At 62.4% G+C, this 15,863-nt stretch carries 21 protein-coding genes and 1 pseudogene; 6 read left to right on the top strand and 16 right to left on the bottom strand.

Going from position 1 to position 15,863, the window contains the following annotated elements:
* Positions 1-127: 127 nt before the first annotated feature.
* From LB577_RS10945 to purL, 3 genes are all read right to left on the bottom strand, one after another.
* Positions 128-361, bottom strand: a complete 234-nt coding sequence (locus LB577_RS10945; protein ID WP_010909092.1) for a BolA/IbaG family iron-sulfur metabolism protein — start codon at positions 359-361, stop codon at positions 128-130.
* A 124-nt stretch (positions 362-485) separates the two neighbouring features.
* Entirely contained in the window at positions 486-1,010 is a 525-nt protein-coding gene (locus LB577_RS10950) for a hypothetical protein (RefSeq protein ID WP_224686715.1), read from the bottom strand.
* Complete coding sequence (gene purL / locus LB577_RS10955) at positions 1,007-3,238, bottom strand: phosphoribosylformylglycinamidine synthase subunit PurL (RefSeq protein ID WP_224686716.1); 2,232 nt, start codon at positions 3,236-3,238, stop codon at positions 1,007-1,009. Before purL ends, LB577_RS10950 begins: the two co-directional genes overlap by 4 nt.
* A gap of 163 nt (positions 3,239-3,401) precedes the next feature.
* Between purL and LB577_RS10960 the strand changes: the two genes are divergently transcribed.
* Complete coding sequence (locus tag LB577_RS10960) at positions 3,402-3,566, top strand: hypothetical protein (RefSeq protein WP_023764173.1); 165 nt, start codon at positions 3,402-3,404, stop codon at positions 3,564-3,566.
* A gap of 60 nt (positions 3,567-3,626) precedes the next feature.
* Here LB577_RS10960 and LB577_RS10965 read toward each other — a convergent pair whose 3' ends face one another.
* Positions 3,627-5,045 carry a PLP-dependent aminotransferase family protein gene (locus tag LB577_RS10965; protein WP_224686717.1) on the bottom strand — a complete coding sequence of 473 codons (1,419 nt, stop codon included), beginning with the start codon at positions 5,043-5,045 and terminating at the stop codon, positions 3,627-3,629.
* Between the two features lie 93 nt (positions 5,046-5,138).
* Between LB577_RS10965 and LB577_RS10970 the strand changes: the two are divergent.
* Positions 5,139-5,381, top strand: a pseudogene (locus LB577_RS10970) (DUF1127 domain-containing protein); the annotation flags it as partial.
* A 9-nt stretch (positions 5,382-5,390) separates the two neighbouring features.
* Here the strand turns inward: LB577_RS10970 and LB577_RS10975 are convergent.
* The 7 genes from LB577_RS10975 to purC form a co-directional block, all read right to left on the bottom strand.
* Positions 5,391-6,032, bottom strand: a complete 642-nt coding sequence (locus LB577_RS10975; protein ID WP_224686718.1) for a Pr6Pr family membrane protein — start codon at positions 6,030-6,032, stop codon at positions 5,391-5,393.
* A 2-nt stretch (positions 6,033-6,034) separates the two neighbouring features.
* The gene (locus tag LB577_RS10980) at positions 6,035-6,442 is read right to left on the bottom strand and encodes a hypothetical protein (RefSeq protein ID WP_224686719.1); all 408 of its coding nucleotides are present in this window, start codon (positions 6,440-6,442) and stop codon (positions 6,035-6,037) included.
* Positions 6,439-7,104 carry a glutathione S-transferase family protein gene (locus tag LB577_RS10985; protein WP_023764178.1) on the bottom strand — a complete coding sequence of 222 codons (666 nt, stop codon included), beginning with the start codon at positions 7,102-7,104 and terminating at the stop codon, positions 6,439-6,441. Before LB577_RS10985 ends, LB577_RS10980 begins: the two co-directional genes overlap by 4 nt.
* 70 nt (positions 7,105-7,174) lie before the next feature.
* Entirely contained in the window at positions 7,175-7,843 is a 669-nt protein-coding gene (gene purQ, locus LB577_RS10990) for a phosphoribosylformylglycinamidine synthase subunit PurQ (protein ID WP_224686720.1), read from the bottom strand.
* Entirely contained in the window at positions 7,840-8,094 is a 255-nt protein-coding gene (locus LB577_RS10995; RefSeq protein ID WP_224686721.1) for a hypothetical protein, read from the bottom strand. The genes purQ and LB577_RS10995 overlap by 4 nt, the downstream gene beginning before the upstream one ends.
* Before the next feature lie 19 nt (positions 8,095-8,113).
* Positions 8,114-8,356: a phosphoribosylformylglycinamidine synthase subunit PurS gene (gene purS / locus LB577_RS11000; RefSeq protein ID WP_013895864.1), complete on the bottom strand. Its 243-nt coding sequence runs from the start codon at positions 8,354-8,356 to the stop codon at positions 8,114-8,116.
* Positions 8,357-8,386: 30 nt separating this feature from the next.
* Positions 8,387-9,181 carry a phosphoribosylaminoimidazolesuccinocarboxamide synthase gene (gene purC, locus LB577_RS11005; protein WP_013532127.1) on the bottom strand — a complete coding sequence of 265 codons (795 nt, stop codon included), beginning with the start codon at positions 9,179-9,181 and terminating at the stop codon, positions 8,387-8,389.
* A 276-nt stretch (positions 9,182-9,457) separates the two neighbouring features.
* Here purC and LB577_RS11010 point away from each other — a divergent pair, with 276 nt between their 5' ends.
* Both LB577_RS11010 and LB577_RS11015 read left to right on the top strand, forming a co-directional pair.
* On the top strand, positions 9,458-9,778 hold the full coding sequence (locus tag LB577_RS11010) for a DUF1476 domain-containing protein (protein ID WP_013895863.1): 321 nt from the start codon (positions 9,458-9,460) through the stop codon (positions 9,776-9,778).
* A 165-nt stretch (positions 9,779-9,943) separates the two neighbouring features.
* Positions 9,944-10,717, top strand: coding sequence for an HpcH/HpaI aldolase family protein (locus LB577_RS11015; RefSeq protein ID WP_224686722.1), 774 nt, complete (start codon positions 9,944-9,946; stop codon positions 10,715-10,717).
* Positions 10,718-10,748: 31 nt separating this feature from the next.
* Here the strand turns inward: LB577_RS11015 and LB577_RS11020 are convergent, their stop codons facing one another.
* On the bottom strand, positions 10,749-10,925 hold the full coding sequence (locus LB577_RS11020; RefSeq protein ID WP_224686723.1) for a hypothetical protein: 177 nt from the start codon (positions 10,923-10,925) through the stop codon (positions 10,749-10,751).
* 145 nt (positions 10,926-11,070) lie between these two features.
* Positions 11,071-11,619: an RBBP9/YdeN family alpha/beta hydrolase gene (locus LB577_RS11025; protein WP_224686724.1), complete on the bottom strand. Its 549-nt coding sequence runs from the start codon at positions 11,617-11,619 to the stop codon at positions 11,071-11,073.
* A gap of 239 nt (positions 11,620-11,858) precedes the next feature.
* Between LB577_RS11025 and LB577_RS11030 the strand changes: the two genes are divergently transcribed.
* The gene (locus LB577_RS11030; RefSeq protein WP_224686725.1) at positions 11,859-12,671 is read left to right on the top strand and encodes a VOC family protein; all 813 of its coding nucleotides are present in this window, start codon (positions 11,859-11,861) and stop codon (positions 12,669-12,671) included.
* Between the two features lie 199 nt (positions 12,672-12,870).
* On the opposite strand, the gene purB is transcribed toward LB577_RS11030, so the two are convergent.
* The 3 genes from purB to LB577_RS11045 are packed head-to-tail and all read right to left on the bottom strand — an operon-like array spanning position 12,871 to position 15,472.
* Positions 12,871-14,178 carry an adenylosuccinate lyase gene (purB, locus tag LB577_RS11035; protein ID WP_224686726.1) on the bottom strand — a complete coding sequence of 436 codons (1,308 nt, stop codon included), beginning with the start codon at positions 14,176-14,178 and terminating at the stop codon, positions 12,871-12,873.
* A 59-nt stretch (positions 14,179-14,237) separates the two neighbouring features.
* Positions 14,238-14,750, bottom strand: coding sequence for a hypothetical protein (locus LB577_RS11040; RefSeq protein ID WP_224686727.1), 513 nt, complete (start codon positions 14,748-14,750; stop codon positions 14,238-14,240).
* A complete protein-coding gene (locus tag LB577_RS11045) occupies positions 14,747-15,472 on the bottom strand; it encodes a DUF2259 domain-containing protein (protein WP_224686728.1) in 726 nt (241 codons plus the stop codon). Before LB577_RS11045 ends, LB577_RS11040 begins: the two co-directional genes overlap by 4 nt.
* A gap of 133 nt (positions 15,473-15,605) precedes the next feature.
* Here LB577_RS11045 and LB577_RS11050 point away from each other — a divergent pair, with 133 nt between their 5' ends.
* Entirely contained in the window at positions 15,606-15,860 is a 255-nt protein-coding gene (locus tag LB577_RS11050; RefSeq protein WP_013895855.1) for a DUF2171 domain-containing protein, read from the top strand.
* Positions 15,861-15,863: the final 3 nt, after the last annotated feature.

Here is a 15,863-nt window from a genome sequence, read left to right on the forward strand (position 1 = left end):
GTCAGGCTCGAAGCATGCCTTTCAAATAAACCCATAGGTTGCCCGAAACAAGAGTTTAGCCAAGCCATCGGCCAAATGGCGCAAAGAATGGGGTGTTTTGGGCCAAGCGGGTCTGAGGCTGTATGCCTCAATCAGGAACGCTGGTCTGCAGCGCCAGCGCGTGCAGCACGCCGCCCATATTGCCCTTCAGCGCATCATAGACCATCTGGTGCTGCTGGACGCGGCTCTTCCCGCGAAAGCTTTCGGCCACGACCTCGGCCGCATAGTGGTCACCGTCGCCGGCGAGGTCGCGGATCGTCACCTTTGCGTCCGGAATGCCGTCCTTGATTAGTTTTTCGATGTCGTGGGCGTCCATTGCCATGAAAGAAATTCCTGTTTTCGGGCGGGCTGCGGCGTGGCTGCCCGTGCGATGAGAGTCGGTATAAACCTAGAGCCTTTCCGGCCGGGATTGAAGCCGTTCCGTCCAGCACCGTCGCGATTGTGGCCTACGGCGCATTCTCATCGGGACGGATAGCGCCGGCTGGAGGATCGTCTTCGCGCATCGAGAAGGTGCGGCCGAGGCTGAAGGCCAGCACATAGAGCGGGACGTTGACCGCCAGGTTGGCAATCGGCAGATAGCTGGTCATCCGCCAGGCGGGCGAGAAGAACGGCTGGCCGTAGCCATCGCAGACAAGCGAAGAGCCGTACTCCCACAGCGCTCCCAGGGTGGCCGCTACGGCGAAAAGCTTGATGCAGGTGATGACGTGCCTGGTCCGCGCCTGGTCCGGCAAGAGCCGACTCCACAGCACCAGGCAGATGAGCGGAACCGCATAGATGAGGTTCTGCAGCACCAGCATCGGAAGCGTGCCATTGGCCGCTGCGAGGAACTCGGCGCGCGTTTCCAGCCTGGGGCAAACCTCGCTAGAGGTCGTCGACAGCAGGAAAAAGACGAACGGCCCGAGGAACCAGAAGAAGAACAGCGACGGCCAGAAAACGACTGCGAGCAGCGCCCGGGCAGCCAGTCTGCTCAACTGGCCTGATCCATGAAGCGCGGGAACCAGCCTTCGTGAGCGGCGGTCAGATCGCTGACCGGGATCGCCCTGGCATCGCCGAGCTTCAGCGTCTTGCCGCCGGTCGAGCCGATCCACGGCGCGAAGATGCCGAGTTCGCCCTGCTGCTTGCGGATGGCATCCCATTCATCGCCATGCGGATCGATCGACAGCGTCAGGAGATAGCGCCCCTGGTCCTCGCCGAACCAGACCGGAATGGGATCGGTGCCGACGAGGCCGGGGACGGTCGCGCCGATGCCCGACGCCATCGCCATCTCAGCCAAGGCGACCGCGATGCCGCCATCGGAAACGTCATGCGCCGCGGTGACGATGCCGGACGCGATCAGCGAGCGCACATGGTCGCCGACGCGCTTCTCGTGATCGAGATCGACTGGCGGCGGCGGACCGTCGGAACGGCCGTGGATGTCCCTGAGATAGACCGATTGGCCAAGATGCGTTCCCCAGGAGGCGGGTGCGCCGACCAGAAGGATCATCTCAGATTCGGCGGCAAAGCCGGTTCGCACCATTTTCGACCAATCGGCGATCAGGCCCACGCCGCCAATGGTCGGTGTCGGCAGGATGCCCCGGCCGTTGGTCTCGTTGTAGAGCGAGACATTGCCCGACACGATCGGGAAGGCGAGCGCGCGGCAGGCATCGCCGATGCCTTTCACCGCGCCGACCAGTTGGCCCATGATCTCGGGCCGTTCCGGATTGCCGAAATTGAGATTGTCGGTGGCGGCGAGCGGCACGGCGCCCGTGGCGGTCAGGTTGCGCCAGCATTCGGCCACCGCCTGCTTGCCGCCTTCATAAGGATCGGCCTCGCAATAGCGCGGCGTGACGTCGGAGGAGAAGGCGAGTGCCTTGGTCGGATGACCCTCGACGCGCACCACGCCGGCATCGCCGCCGGGAAGCTGCAGCGAGTTGCCCTGGATCAGCGTGTCGTATTGCTCCCACACCCAGCGGCGCGAGGAGAGATCCGGTCCGCCGAGCAGCTTCAGCAGCGCATCGGCGACATCGGCCTGCGGAACGTCGTCGGCGGCAAGCGGCGCCGGCTTCTGCGGCTCGACCCACGGCCGGTCGTACTCCGGAGCCTTGTCGCCGAGATCCTTGATCGGCAGGTCGGCGACCTGGTCGCCCTGGTGCAGCACACGGAAGCGCAGGTCGTCGGTGGTCTTGCCGACGATGGCGAAGTCGAGCCCCCATTTGTGGAAGATCGCCTCGGCTTCCTTTTCTTTTTCGGGGCGCAGCACCATCAGCATGCGCTCCTGGCTTTCCGACAGCATCATCTCGTAGGCGCTCATACGCTCCTCGCGCACCGGCACCTTATCGAGGTCGAGTTCGATGCCGAGGTCGCCCTTGGCGCCCATCTCGACCGCCGAGCAGGTGAGGCCGGCCGCGCCCATGTCCTGGATGGCGATAACCGCCCCCGAGGCCATCAGTTCAAGGCTAGCCTCCAGCAGGCATTTCTCGGTGAAGGGATCGCCGACCTGCACGGTCGGGCGCTTCTCGTCGATCTTGTCGTCGAATTCGGCCGAGGCCATGGTGGCGCCGCCGACGCCGTCGCGGCCGGTCTTGGCGCCCAGATAGACGACCGGCAGGCCGACGCCCTTGGCCTCCGACAGGAAGATCGCATCGGTCTTGGCCAGGCCCGCGGCAAAGGCGTTGACCAGGATGTTGCCGTTGTAGCGGGCGTCGAAATTGACCTCGCCGCCGACCGTCGGCACGCCGAAGGCGTTGCCGTAGCCGCCGACGCCGGCAACCACGCCTGAGACGAGGTGTCTGGTCTTGGGATGGTCGGGTGCGCCGAAGCGCAGCGCGTTCATTGCCGCGATCGGCCGCGCGCCCATGGTGAAGACGTCGCGCAAGATGCCGCCGACGCCGGTCGCCGCACCCTGGTAGGGCTCGATGTAGGAGGGGTGATTGTGGCTCTCCATCTTGAAGACGACGCAGTCGCCGTCACCAATGTCGACCACGCCGGCATTTTCGCCTGGGCCCTGGATGACCTGCGGCCCGGTGGTCGGCAGCGTGCGCAGCCATTTCTTCGAGGATTTGTACGAACAATGCTCGTTCCACATCGCCGAGAAGATGCCGAGCTCCGTAAAGCTCGGCTCGCGGCCGACAAGATCGAGGATGCGCTGATACTCGTCGGGCTTCAGCCCATGCGCGGCAATGAGCTCTGGGGTGATCGGCACGGAATTGGAAATGGTCATGGGCGGCGATTGATGTCCATGGGAGCGGGGATTTTGAGTCCCCTCTTATCGCAAGCTTTGCGGCCGATACACCCGTCGATCGAGGAAAAAGACAGAAAGCAACATTGGGAACGCCAAGGGTGTCCCCGTCGTTAGGGTCTCAACCACCGAGGAGACCCGCACCATGGCTGACAAGCAAGCCAAGAACGACAATCGCCTCTCGGACAAGGAGGCCCTCCATATCGCGGAGACCACCGACGTTTCGCCCCGGCAAGCCAAGGAACTGGCCGAGAAGCACGGCAAGGAGAAGGCCAAGAAGGAAGCCAAGAACTTCAAGGCCGAGGGCTGATCCGAGATCAGGCTCCCGAGAGGCCCAGTTTCGTAAGCTGCCAGTGGAATCGCGAATGGCTCAGGAGAAGCTGTCGTAGCCGGCGCGGCCCTCGTCGAGGAGGCGCCGGATAACCGCAACGCCGTCGGCGACGTCCCCGTGCTGTCTCGGCTGTGAAACGCCGAAGCGGACGCCGTGGAAAACCTGCTCGGAGCGACCGGCCTTGAACTGGTCCTCATCATTGATCAGCACCCCGTGCTCGAGGCAGGCATTCTTGAAGGTGCCGGAAAGCCACGGGTCGGGCAGGGTAAGCCAGACAAAGGGCACCTTCTCGTGCGACTTGAACGCGATGCCGGCCAAAGTCTTGCGCACGATCGCGATGCGGGCGCTAATTTCAGCGATGCTGCGCTTGCGGATATCGCTGGCCTGACCGGAAAGCACCAGCCGCGCATTCACCTCCGCCAGCAGGAAGGGCATGCCGCCTGTCATCATCTTGTGGGCAACACGGATGCGGTGGCGATAGGCGGGCGGACAGGAGAGCCAGCCGCCGCGAACGCCGGCCGCGACCGACTTCGACAGGCCGCCGGCGACGATGGTTCTTTCCGGAGCGTACTCAGCGAGCAACGGTGTCGGGTCGTCGGTCAGATGACCATAAAGATCGTCCTCGATCAGGATGACATTGTATTCGCGCGCAACCCGCGCGATCGCCTCACGGCGCGCCGCCGACAAGGTCGCCAGCGTCGGGTTCTGCACCGTCGGCATCAGGAAGATCATCTTGGGATGTTTTTGCGCGCAGACGCGCTCGAAATCATCGGGGTCGAGGCCTTTATCGTCCGAGGCCACCAACGCCGTCCGTCGGCCGATCAGGCTGGCGCTGCGGGAAACCTGTGAATAGGTGAGGTGCTCGAAGGCGACATAATCGCCAGGGGTGGTCAGCGCGGCGATCGCTGACATCACCGCGGCAAGCGTGCCGAGCGTCGGGACAACGGCGTCGGCATTTGGGTGGAAAGAATTGCGTGACAGCCAGCGGGCGCCGGCCTCGTACCAGCGGTCGGGAAAATCGCGCGTGTAGCTTGATATCTCATGGGGATGGTCCTGCGCCACGCGCGACAGGACATCGGCGACATCAGCGCCCTGGCCGATGTCGGGCGCCGCCATGCTGTCGAAACGCAGTTCGCCGCGCGGCGCGTCGATAGTGCGTGTGCCTTCACCACCGACGTCCGGAGCCAGGAAGTCCGGTTTTTCGCCATCGGCGCGCTGGCCGACCACATAGGTTCCGCGCCCGACTTCGCCGCTCACCAGCCCCCGTTCGCGCAGCAATTGATAGGCCCGGCCGACCGTGCCGACCGTTGTGCCGATATCATAGGCGAGGTCGCGCTGTGGCGGCAGTTTTGCGCCAGCATCGATCACGCCCCGGTCGATGTCCGTTTCGATGGAATCCGCAAGCCGTTGGTATAGCGGGCCGGAGCCGGCGGTCAGGTCTGGAAGCCAATTTGTCATGGTGACAATTTTCTATATTGCACCGAATTGTGAGTCAATACATATGGATCATGTGCCAAAAAAGGTGCAATTTAGACTATTGGCAGAAAGAAAATGGATACAATCGCGACAATACGTCATTCGAGAGCTGAGGGCCAGATCATGCGCCCGTCAGGCCAGCGCGGTTTTGTCGGCCGTCTGGCGCGGCTGGCCAGGTCGCTGGCGAGGTGGATCGACTATCTGCTGGATCGCCGGCGCAGCCGACTGGCATTGCTGGAAATGACCGACGATCAGCTCAAGGACATCGGCATCTCCCGCTGCGACGCCCATCGCGAGGGCATCAGGCCGATCTGGGAACAGACCTGTCTAGCGGGCGGTTTTGGTCCGCAGGCGGGCAATGCCCTGGTCTACCAGGATGGCGACGACGCATATCGCCAGGAACAGCCCGGTGATGGCCAACGACGCCATGGCGACGCTGCCCGAGCCGTTGTTGGCGACATCGAGGAACGGATAGGGCACCTCGCCGGCGAGCGGCGCCCGCGCCAGCGCATAAATCAGATAGACGATGGGATAGAGCACCCACCAGGAGATGTCGCTCCAACGCGTCCTGCCGTCGGCGCCCGACATCAGCCACCACAGCACGAACAGCACCGGTGTCACATAGTGCAGCAGGATATCGCAGAGCAGGAACAGGCCCTGCGGCTGCCAGAGGCGTGCCAGCACCGTGGCATAGATGATCAAGACCAGGGCGATCGAAACCGCGACACCCGCACGCATCCGTGGCCCGGCGAAGGCAGGCAGCCATGCGTAGCCGGTGGGCGACAGCAGCGAGGCGTGCACCAGCACCGCGCCGATGTTGGTCAGGATGGTGAAGAAGCTTAGATAGAAGACGACCGAGCCGAGCAGGCCACGGCCGGCTTCCATCGACGCCGGAACGGTGATGCAGAACTGCAGGACAAGTCCGGCCAGACCGATGATCAGACCGGCGACCTGCAGAAAGCGGCCCACGGTCAGGCGGTCGCCGCACAGGCTGGATTGCCTGTCTGCCAGCGGGCGATGTCCGAGCCTATGCGCGCGCCGAGCGGATCGTTCATCAGCGGTCCGAAGACGTCGACGCGGCTCGAATTGCCTTGCGCCTGCACGACCAGCAGGGGCTTGCCGCCATAATGCTTGGCCGGCACCAAAAGGAAACGCGGCGTGCCGCTGAACGAATTCAGTTCATTGGCCATCTGATATTGCTGGAAGGCCGGATCCTTGCTGGCGATCCAGCATTTGTGAGCTGCTATCGCCACTTGCTCCATGGCCAGCAGCGCGGCACTCTTGCCGGAAGGAACAGGCGTGCTCTTGGGGTTCGATTGGCACGATGCCAAGGCAAAGCCTGCCGCCGCAACCAGGGCGATCGTCCTGTTTTTGATCAAGCGGCACCCATCTCGAGTTCGGACAAAAAGAGCTCCAGGCCATCGGTCATCTCGCCCCATACCCGCGACAACGCCGGATGCTGCAGCGCGATCTGCTCATAAGCATCGAATTTGGGATAGGCGTCGAGCAGGTTGTTGCGGCCTGTCATGGCGCGGAAATTGTTGAAGATGAACCGCGTTGGGGTCAGCCAGGCATCGGCGAAGCTGATGTCGTTGCCGAGCGCGAAGGGGCCTTGCGCCATGCGCGCCTCGATCGCCGCCAGCCCATGGTGCAGGCGGGCGAATTGGGCGTCGATCTCGGCATTGTCGCGCTTCGGCACGGAATGCAGTTTGAAGAGCTTCATCATCGGCGTCAGCACGTCGAGATCGGTGATGCGCGCGAACATGCGCACCAGTGCGCGGTCCTTGGAATCGGGTGGCAGCAGCGCCGGCTCCGGAAAGCGCTCCTCGAGATATTCGGCGATGACGACCGATTCGACGATCGTTTCACCCGAGCCGGTGATCAGCACCGGTATCCGGTTCATCGGCGAGATGGCGCGAAATCCTTCAGGGATCGGAAAACCCGGCGGCGGCGCGATGATCTTGATCGGCACGTCCTTGACGTAGGCGAGCGCCCGCACGATCGACGAGTAGGGCGACAACGGCCGCGAATAGAGTTTCATGACCGTCTCTCTCCCCAGAGCAATGGACTTGATGTCCTTGTAAACTTTAGCACATTCTCGGCTGAAATCGTCAAGCGGCGATGCCGAGCGCGCTCTCGAACAGCGCGCGGCCGTCGCTGCCGCCATGCGCGGCTTCGATCAGGTTTTCGGGATGCGGCATCAGGCCGAGCACATTGCCGCGGTCATTGACGATGCCGGCGATGTCGTTGATCGAACCATTGGGGTTGGTGCCCTCGGCATAGCGGAACACGACTTGTCCTTCGCCTTCCAGGCGCGCAAGTGTGCCGGCATCGGCAAAATAATTGCCGTCATGATGCGCCACCGGCGAGCGGATGATCTGGCCCGGTTTGTAGCGGCTGGTGAACATGGTGTTGGCATTGGTGATTTCGAGTTTCACCTGCCGGCAGACGAATTTCAGCGAGGTGTTGCGCATCAAGGCGCCGGGCAGCAGGCCGGCCTCGACTAGGATCTGGAAACCGTTGCAGACGCCGATGACCATCACGCCCTTGGCCGCCTTTTCGGCGACCGCCCGCATGACTGGCATGCGCGCCGCGATCGCGCCGCAACGCAGATAGTCACCGAACGAGAAGCCGCCGGGGATGGCGATCAGGTCGACATCGGGGATTTCAGTGTCGGTCTGCCAGACCGTAACCGGCGGTTTTCCCGAAATCTTGCTCAGCGCCGCGATCATGTCGCGGTCGCGGTTGAGGCCGGGAAGGAGGACGACGGCTGATTTCATTTCGGTTCGTAAGGCCTTTGTGCTTCGGCGAGTTCGCGCAACTCGAGGCGCTGCTCAATCCGTTCGAGACGTTGATCGATGCGACCTGTTATCGCGTAGATATTGTTAATGTCCGTTTGCGTGCTCAACGCCTGCAGCCTTATCGCGACAATCTCGTGCTTGACTTCGCCTAGGCCATTCTCAAGTCGATCCATTCGTGAATGGATTTTCTTCAGAAGCTCGTACATCAGTTCATTCGTGACTTCAGGCACCCGTGCCTCCGGCACAACCTCAGGTAAGCGTCACACTATAATTCTCAATCACCGTGTTCGCCAGCAGCTTGTCGCACATGGCTTTCAGGTCTGCCTCGGCCTTGGCCTTGTCGCTTTCCGCCAGCTCGACGTCGAACACCTTGCCTTGCCGCACCGCGCCGACGCCATCAAAGCCCAGTCCGGACAGCGCGTGTTCGATCGCCTTGCCTTGCGGGTCGAGCACGCCATTCTTGAGGGTAACGGTAATGCGGGCCTTGATCACGCTGGACATGCTCCCTGTTCGAACTCTTGGTTAGTGCGGCTTGCCTTTGAGGCCGTCGGTCGAGGCGACAAGCACCGGGCCGGTCGGGCGCGGCGGCTCGTTCTCGTTCATGATGCCGAGGCGGCGGGCGACTTCCTGGTAGGCTTCGACCAGGCCGCCCATGTCGCGGCGGAAACGGTCCTTGTCGAGCTTGTCCTGCGTCGCCACGTCCCACAGGCGGCAGGAGTCCGGCGAAATCTCATCGGCGACGACGATGCGCATCATGTCGCCCTCGAACAGGCGGCCGCATTCGATCTTGAAGTCGACGAGCTGGATGCCGACCCCCATGAACAGGCCGGAGAGGAAGTCGTTGACACGGATGGCCAGCGCCATCACGTCGTCGATCTCCTGCGGGCTTGCCCAGCCGAACGCCGTGATGTGCTCTTCCGACACCATCGGGTCGTCGAGCGCATCGGCCTTGTAATAGAATTCGATGATCGAGCGCGGCAGAACGGTGCCTTCCTCGATGCCGAGGCGCTTGGACAGCGAGCCGGCGGCGACATTGCGCACGACCACTTCGAGCGGAATAATCTCGACTTCCTTGATCAGCTGCTCGCGCATGTTGAGCCGGCGGATGAAGTGGGTCGGAATGCCCATGCGGTTCAGGTGATTGAAGATATATTCGGAAATGCGGTTGTTGAGCACGCCCTTGCCGTCGATGACCTCGTGCTTCTTCTTGTTGAACGCGGTTGCATCGTCCTTGAAGAACTGGATCAGCGTGCCCGGCTCGGGTCCCTCATAGAGGATTTTGGCCTTGCCTTCATAAATGCGGCGGCGATTTTTCATCTGAATTTTTCTCTGGATTTGCGGGCAGGCGGCAAGCGACCAGTTCCTGTCCGTCTGCCTAAATTAGTATGGCGACGGTTGGGTTCAATGCCGGGTCTATCCCAATCACATCATTTGCTCAATCCGCAAATCCTTCCAATCAACCGCTTTCGGGACCGAAATGCCGCAGCGCAGCATGCGACGAAGCGTATTGACCGGCCCGCGACCTTTTGGTTTGTGCTTTGGCAACACACATATCCTTTTGCAAACGAATCGCATTTGACCCGGAGGGACGCCATGAGCAGCATGAAAGACCGCGAAGAGGGCTTCGAACGCAAATTCGCATTCGACGAGGAGCTTCGGTTCAAGGCCTCGGCCCGCCGCAACAAGGCGCTCGGCCTTTGGGCCGCCGAAAAGCTCGGAAAATCGGGCGCTGACGCCGATGTCTACGCCAAGGAAGTGGTGGTTTCCGATATCGAGGAAGCCGGCGACCACGACGTGTTCCGCAAGATCCGCAAGGATTTCGATGCCGCTGGCGTCGACCAGTCCGACCATCAGATCCGCCGCACCATGGACGAGCTGATGGCGCAAGCTATCGAGCAGATCAAGAACACCTGATCCGGCCGAATCTGGTTTTCGCAAAAGTGTCCCACGGTTTTGCGACGGAGCCTGCGACAAAAAGAATAACTGGACCAATCGACCGCCCGGTCCAGCCGGGCGGTTTTTCTTTGCCTTTGCCATGGTTTCCGGCTGAAACTGAGATCGTTAACAAGGAAAGTGTCCATGTCTCTGAAGTCCCGTCTCGCCGCCGATGAAACGCTGGTCACCGCATGGTCGGGCGTGCCCGACGCACTGACCGTCGAGATCCTCGCCAAGCAGGGCTTCGATGCCGTGACGCTGGACATGCAGCATGGCGGCCATCACGAGGACAGCGTCCTGCGCGGTCTGATGCCGGTGCTTGCCGCGAACAAACCCGCGCTGGTGCGCATACCGGTCGGCCGTTTCGACATGGCGAGCCGGGCGCTCGATTTCGGCGCCGAGGCGGTCATCGCCCCGATGGTGAACTCGGTGGCCGACGCAAGGCTGTTCGCCGCGGCGATGAAATATCCGCCGCTCGGCGAGCGTTCGTGGGGTCCGACCTACGCCTTTCCACGCCATGGCAAGGGCGACCAAGCCGAATGGCTGCGCGACACCAATCAACGCACCATGGCCTTCGCCATGGTGGAGACGCGCGCCGCGCTCGACGCGCTCGACGGCATTCTCGACACGCCGGGCATCGATGGCATTTTCCTCGGTCCTTCGGATTTCTCGATCGCCTGGACCAACGGCGCTACGGTCAATTCCACGCTGGAGAGCATGATGGAGACGGTGGCGTCGGTTGCCGAGCGCACCCGCAAGGCCGGCAAGCATGCGGCTGTCTATGTCGTCGAACCGGCAATAGCCGGTCGTGTCGTGTCAATGGGTTATCGCCTGCTCGCCACGGGCTCGGAGCATGCGCTGATTTCGCTGGGCGCAAAGACCCTGCTCAAGAGCATCAAGGATTCGATCGGATCCTGAACCCGACCCGGCTGCCGCAAGCGTCGCGTGGTCAGGCCTTGGCTGCCGCTGGCGCCGCTGCGGAGGGTCTGCTGCGTCTGACCTTGTCGAACAGGGCGCCGAGCGCTTGAACCCAGCGATTGTCGAAGGCCATCAGCGGCAAGGCCACGAGAATCGAACCTGCTTTGGCGGCAGCGGCGGCGAATGCGGCCGAACCGCTGGCCAGCACCACGCCCTCCGCAAATGGCGCGAAAGCACGCAAACAATGCCCATTCAGAACAACGAGTGCGGCGACTCCTCTCAACAATTCGAGTGAAGCATACTTGCGCGATGGCCTGCCGAGCAGCTTCGTGCTCAGGTTTTGACAGTATATATTACAGGTCCGTCAGGAACTTGGCGAAGGTCATGGAACCTTCGGGCCAAGGGCCGAAGCCCGAATCCTCGCTGAGATGCCCGGTCTCGCCGGCGTCGATGAACAGCGAGCCCCAGGCGCCGGCAATGTCCTCGGCGACATCGAAGGCGCAGAACGGGTCGTTACGGCTGGCGATCACGATCGAAGGAAAAGGCAGCGGTTCGCGCGGGTAGGGGCCGAAGGTCATCAGGTGCCTTGGCTTGATCTTTGGATTGGCGACATCGGGCGGCGCCACGAAAAAGGCCCCGGCGACCGGCTTCTGGAACCGCGGAATGGCTTGCACCGCCGCGGCGACCCCCAGCGAGTGGGCGACGATGACAACCGGCCTCTCGGCTTCGTTGACCGCTTTGGCTACGCTCGCCGTCCAATCCTCGCGCACCGGCTTCGACCATTCCGCCTGCTCGACCCGCCGCGCCGTCGACAATTTCGATTGCCAACGGGTCTGCCAATGCTCGGGTCCGGAATTGGTGTAGCCCGGAACGATCAGAATATCTGCGTCTTTGACTCTCATGGCGCTGAGATAGCGAGAGCGCTTGTCTCATGCAACCGCTGATGGGCGCCCTCGTAATGGTGAACACGATGTTCGCTTTTCGCTGTCTTGTGTGAACGATCGCGATCGACGATTTGTCGTTGGGCAAGAAACAGCCGTGAAGCACCGGGATTTTGGCGCTGACACGACGTAGGATGATCGGCGGCGCAGGGCTCTTGGCTTTTGGAGTTCCGCGGAGCGTAGCCGCAACGGAGACAATGATGAGCGAACTGCCATTTGCTGCCACCACGCCGGTGAGCGTAGCCCGCGTCGGGCTGAAGGCGCGCGATGCCGAAGGCCTCGCAGCCTATTACCGCAGGGTCGTCGGCCTGCAGGAGTTGAGCCGTGCCGATGGCGCGATCACGCTCGGCGCCGGCAGCCGTCCGTTGCTGGTCATCGAAGCTGATGCTTCCGCCAAGCCGGACGATCCGCGCAGCGCCGGCCTGTTCCATACGGCTTTCCTGCTGCCCAGCCGCGCCGATCTCGGCCGCTGGATCAACCATGCCATATCGGACAAGATCGCCATCGAAGGTGCTTCCGACCATCTGGTCAGCGAAGCGCTGTACCTGACCGATCCCGAAGGCAACGGCATCGAGATCTATGCCGACCGCCGTCCGCAGGACTGGAAATGGAACGGCGACAAGATCGCCATGGCGACCGAACGGCTGAACATTCCTTCCGTCGTCGCCGAAGTGACGGCCGGCGATGCCGGCTGGCAAGGTGCGCCGGAAAACAGCATTGTCGGCCACGTTCACCTGCGCGTCGGCAGGCCGGAAGAAGCTGAAGCCTGGTGGAACCAGGAACTCGGCTTCGACACGATGGCCAGATATGGTGGCCAGGCAGTGTTTCTGGCGTCCGGCGGCTATCACCACCACATCGGCGCCAATGCCTGGCAGAGCTCCGGTGCGGGCCGCCGCGACCGGTCACGATCGGGTCTCGCCTGGGTCGAGATGCGTTCGGACAATGTGTCTGGTGAAACGACCCGCGAGGACCCCTGGGGCACGGTGATCAGGACCGTGCCTGGCAAGGCTTGATTTGACGTCGGAACAGCTTCTTTCTCCCCGTCACTATACGGGAGAAATGCCCGGCAGGGCAATGAGGGGCGCCGCCGAGGTTGGGAGGTTATCGTTTCTGAACAAAGCGATGGGTAGCTTTAGCCGCCGAAGTCCCCGCCGCGCCTCATCCGCCCTTCGGGCACCTTCTCCCCGTAAACGGGGAGAAGGAAAGCTCGCCTCAAGCCTCGCCGAACACCCGCCTGAAAATCGTGTCGACATGCTTGGTGTGGTAGCCCAGGTCGAATTTCTCGCGGATCTGCGCCTCGGGCAGCGCTGCGGTCACTTCCTTGTCGGACAAAAGTTCCTCAAGAAAATCAGCGCCTTGTTCCCACACTTTCATGGCGTTGCGCTGCACCAGCCGGTAGGAATCCTCGCGTGACAGGCCGGCCTGTGTCAACGCCAGCATGACGCGCTGGGAATGCACAAGACCGCGGAACTTGTTCATGTTCTTCAGCATGTTCTCCGGATAGACGACCAGCTTGTCGACGACGCTGGTCAGCCGCGACAGCGCGAAATCGAGCGTCACCGTGGCATCCGGACCGATCATCCGCTCGACCGAGGAATGCGAAATGTCGCGCTCGTGCCAGAGCGCCACATTCTCCATTGCCGGCAATGCCATGGAGCGCACCATGCGGGCGAGGCCGGTGAGGTTTTCCGTCAGCACCGGGTTGCGCTTGTGCGGCATGGCCGACGAGCCTTTCTGGCCGGGCGAGAAAAACTCTTCCGCTTCCAGCACTTCGGTGCGCTGCAGATGCCGGACCTCGATCGCCAGCCGCTCGATCGACGAGGCGATGACGCCGAGCGTGGCAAAGAACATGGCGTGGCGGTCACGCGGGATCACCTGCGTCGACACCGGCTCCGGCTTCAGCCCGAGTTTTGCCGCCACATGCTCCTCGACATAGGGTTCGATGTTGGCGAAGGTGCCGACCGCACCCGAAATGGCGCAGGTGGCGATATCCTCCCGCGCATGCACCAGCCGCTCACGGCAGCGCGAGAATTCGGCATAGGCCTGCGCCAGCTTGATGCCGAAGGTCGTCGGCTCGGCATGGATGCCGTGGCTGCGGCCGATGGTGACGGTGTCCTTATGCTCGAAGGCACGGCGCTTGAGCGCCGCGAGCAGCCCGTCGATGTCGGCGAGCAGAATGTCGCTGGCGCGGGTCAACTGCACGGCAAAACAGGTGTCGAGGACATCCGAAGACGTCATGCCCTGGTGGATGAAGCGGGCGTCCGGCCCGACGAATTCGGCGAGATGGGTCAGGAACGCGATGACGTCATGCTTGGTGACGCGCTCGATCTCGTCGATCTTCTCGACGTCGAATTTCGCGGCACCGCCTCTTTCCCAGATGGTTTTCGCGGCCTCTTTCGGAATGACGCCGAGTTCGGCCAGCGCATCGCAGGCATGGGCCTCGATTTCGAACCAGATGCGGAACCGGGTTTCGGGCGACCAGATGGCGACCATTTCCGGCCGGGAATAGCGTGGGATCATCGGTCAGTCCTGACATATAGAGAGGTTTGCCCGCGTCCTAACAGAGGCGGACAAAATGCTCAACGCCGCTGCCGCGCAAACCAGACGCTCGCGGCGAACAAGGCGATGAAACCGAGCGGAAAGTAAAGCCGGATGCCCAGCACCACGAACTGGTAGAACGCGATCAAGGTCGTGAAGATGAGCTGGAGAGCCCAGGTGTGGGTGAGGGCGGGCGCATGCCACTCGACATAGTAGGAGCGGTATTGCAGGGCGTAGAGCCCGCCGGTCAAGCCGATCGTCGCGGCGGCGAGGCAAACGAACGCTGCCGCGAAGGCAACTTCCCGGCGCCTTCCGAGAGACAGCAGCTGCGCCGCAAACAGGCCAAACGGAAAGGCGAGGGTTCCACCCATCGCAAAGAGCAGCGACACGGTGCGTATCTTCTCCGGCGTCTCCCAATCGTCCAGCAGCAGATTGAGAAGCGCGCTGCCGCCCATCACCACGGCCCACACCAAGGCGCCGAGAAACGCCGTCCGCCACCCCGGCAAGGCGCGGCGGAAATAGTTCGGGCCGGGGCTGGCGGCGTGCGGTGTCACAGGCGGCCCGTCACGGCAATCCAGCGATAGTCCGGCCCCTCGAAACCGTATTGGCGCACCGCGATCACCACCGCATAGGCGCTGAGGCTGTCCATCGAGAACGTCTGGACCGCACCGATGCTGTAGCCGTTCGGGCAGCCGCGGCTTTTGGGAATCGACTTGTCCTCGTGCAGCAGCCTGGTGGTGCCGCCGTCTCGCGCCTCGACCCGCAGCAACCGAAAGCCGTTGATCTCGCCCTGGCTCTCGCAGCCTTCGGTGTTGTTCATGCCCAGCTCGTCCAGCCGGAATTCGAGCGGCTGGTCGACCGGTGAGAAGATCGGGCGTGGGTTGACCACCATGCGGTGCGGATCGGCCGAAAGTTCGGTCACCGAATTGAAACCGGCGGTGATGCCGCGGTTGGCGCTCAACTCGGCCTGGCTGATAATGGCCTCGCCTTTCTGCCGGGCCTGAAGGCGCGCCGCCTCGATCGTGGCGGTCTCGTCGTCAAGCCGCACACGGATCGGCGTTCCCTTGAGAAAGCTGTCGTCATTGGTGTCGATGTAATAGCGGTTGGCGTAGGGGAACCCGGACCCATCCTGGACGCCATATTCCTCGAAAGCGAACACGCCGCCGTCCTTGGTGAATCCCAGGATTTCGAGCTCGGCGACATCGCCGGCACGGGCCAGGATCGGTGTCGTGACCTGTGCTAACAGGCAAACGACAAACAGCAAAAGGTTCCGCATCGTCTTTCACCCCCGGTGTTCGTGATCGTCTAGTCCCTAGCATGATGGAATCAAAACGTCGTGCTGCCTGAAAGCCGATGCATCCAATCGGTCGGTCGTTTGTTATTGTCGGCAGTCCCAATGGAGAACCACCATGACCGACACCAGCAAAATTCGTGAGCATATGGAAGTCGTTGGCGCCGATGGCGTGCATATCGGCACCGTCGACAAGGTCGACGGCCAGCGCATCAAGCTGACCAAGGCCGACAGCGGCGAGGGCGCTCACAAGGGCCATCACCATTACGTCCCTCTGGCGCTGGTTGCCGAGGTCGACGGCAAGAAGGTTTGGCTGTCGGCGAATTCCGACGTCGCGGTGACCTTCGAGGAAGAAAGATCCGATCGTGTGTGATCG

The sequence above is a fragment of the Mesorhizobium sp. B283B1A genome (assembly GCF_020165735.1).
Taxonomy (GTDB): domain Bacteria; phylum Pseudomonadota; class Alphaproteobacteria; order Rhizobiales; family Rhizobiaceae; genus Mesorhizobium; species Mesorhizobium opportunistum.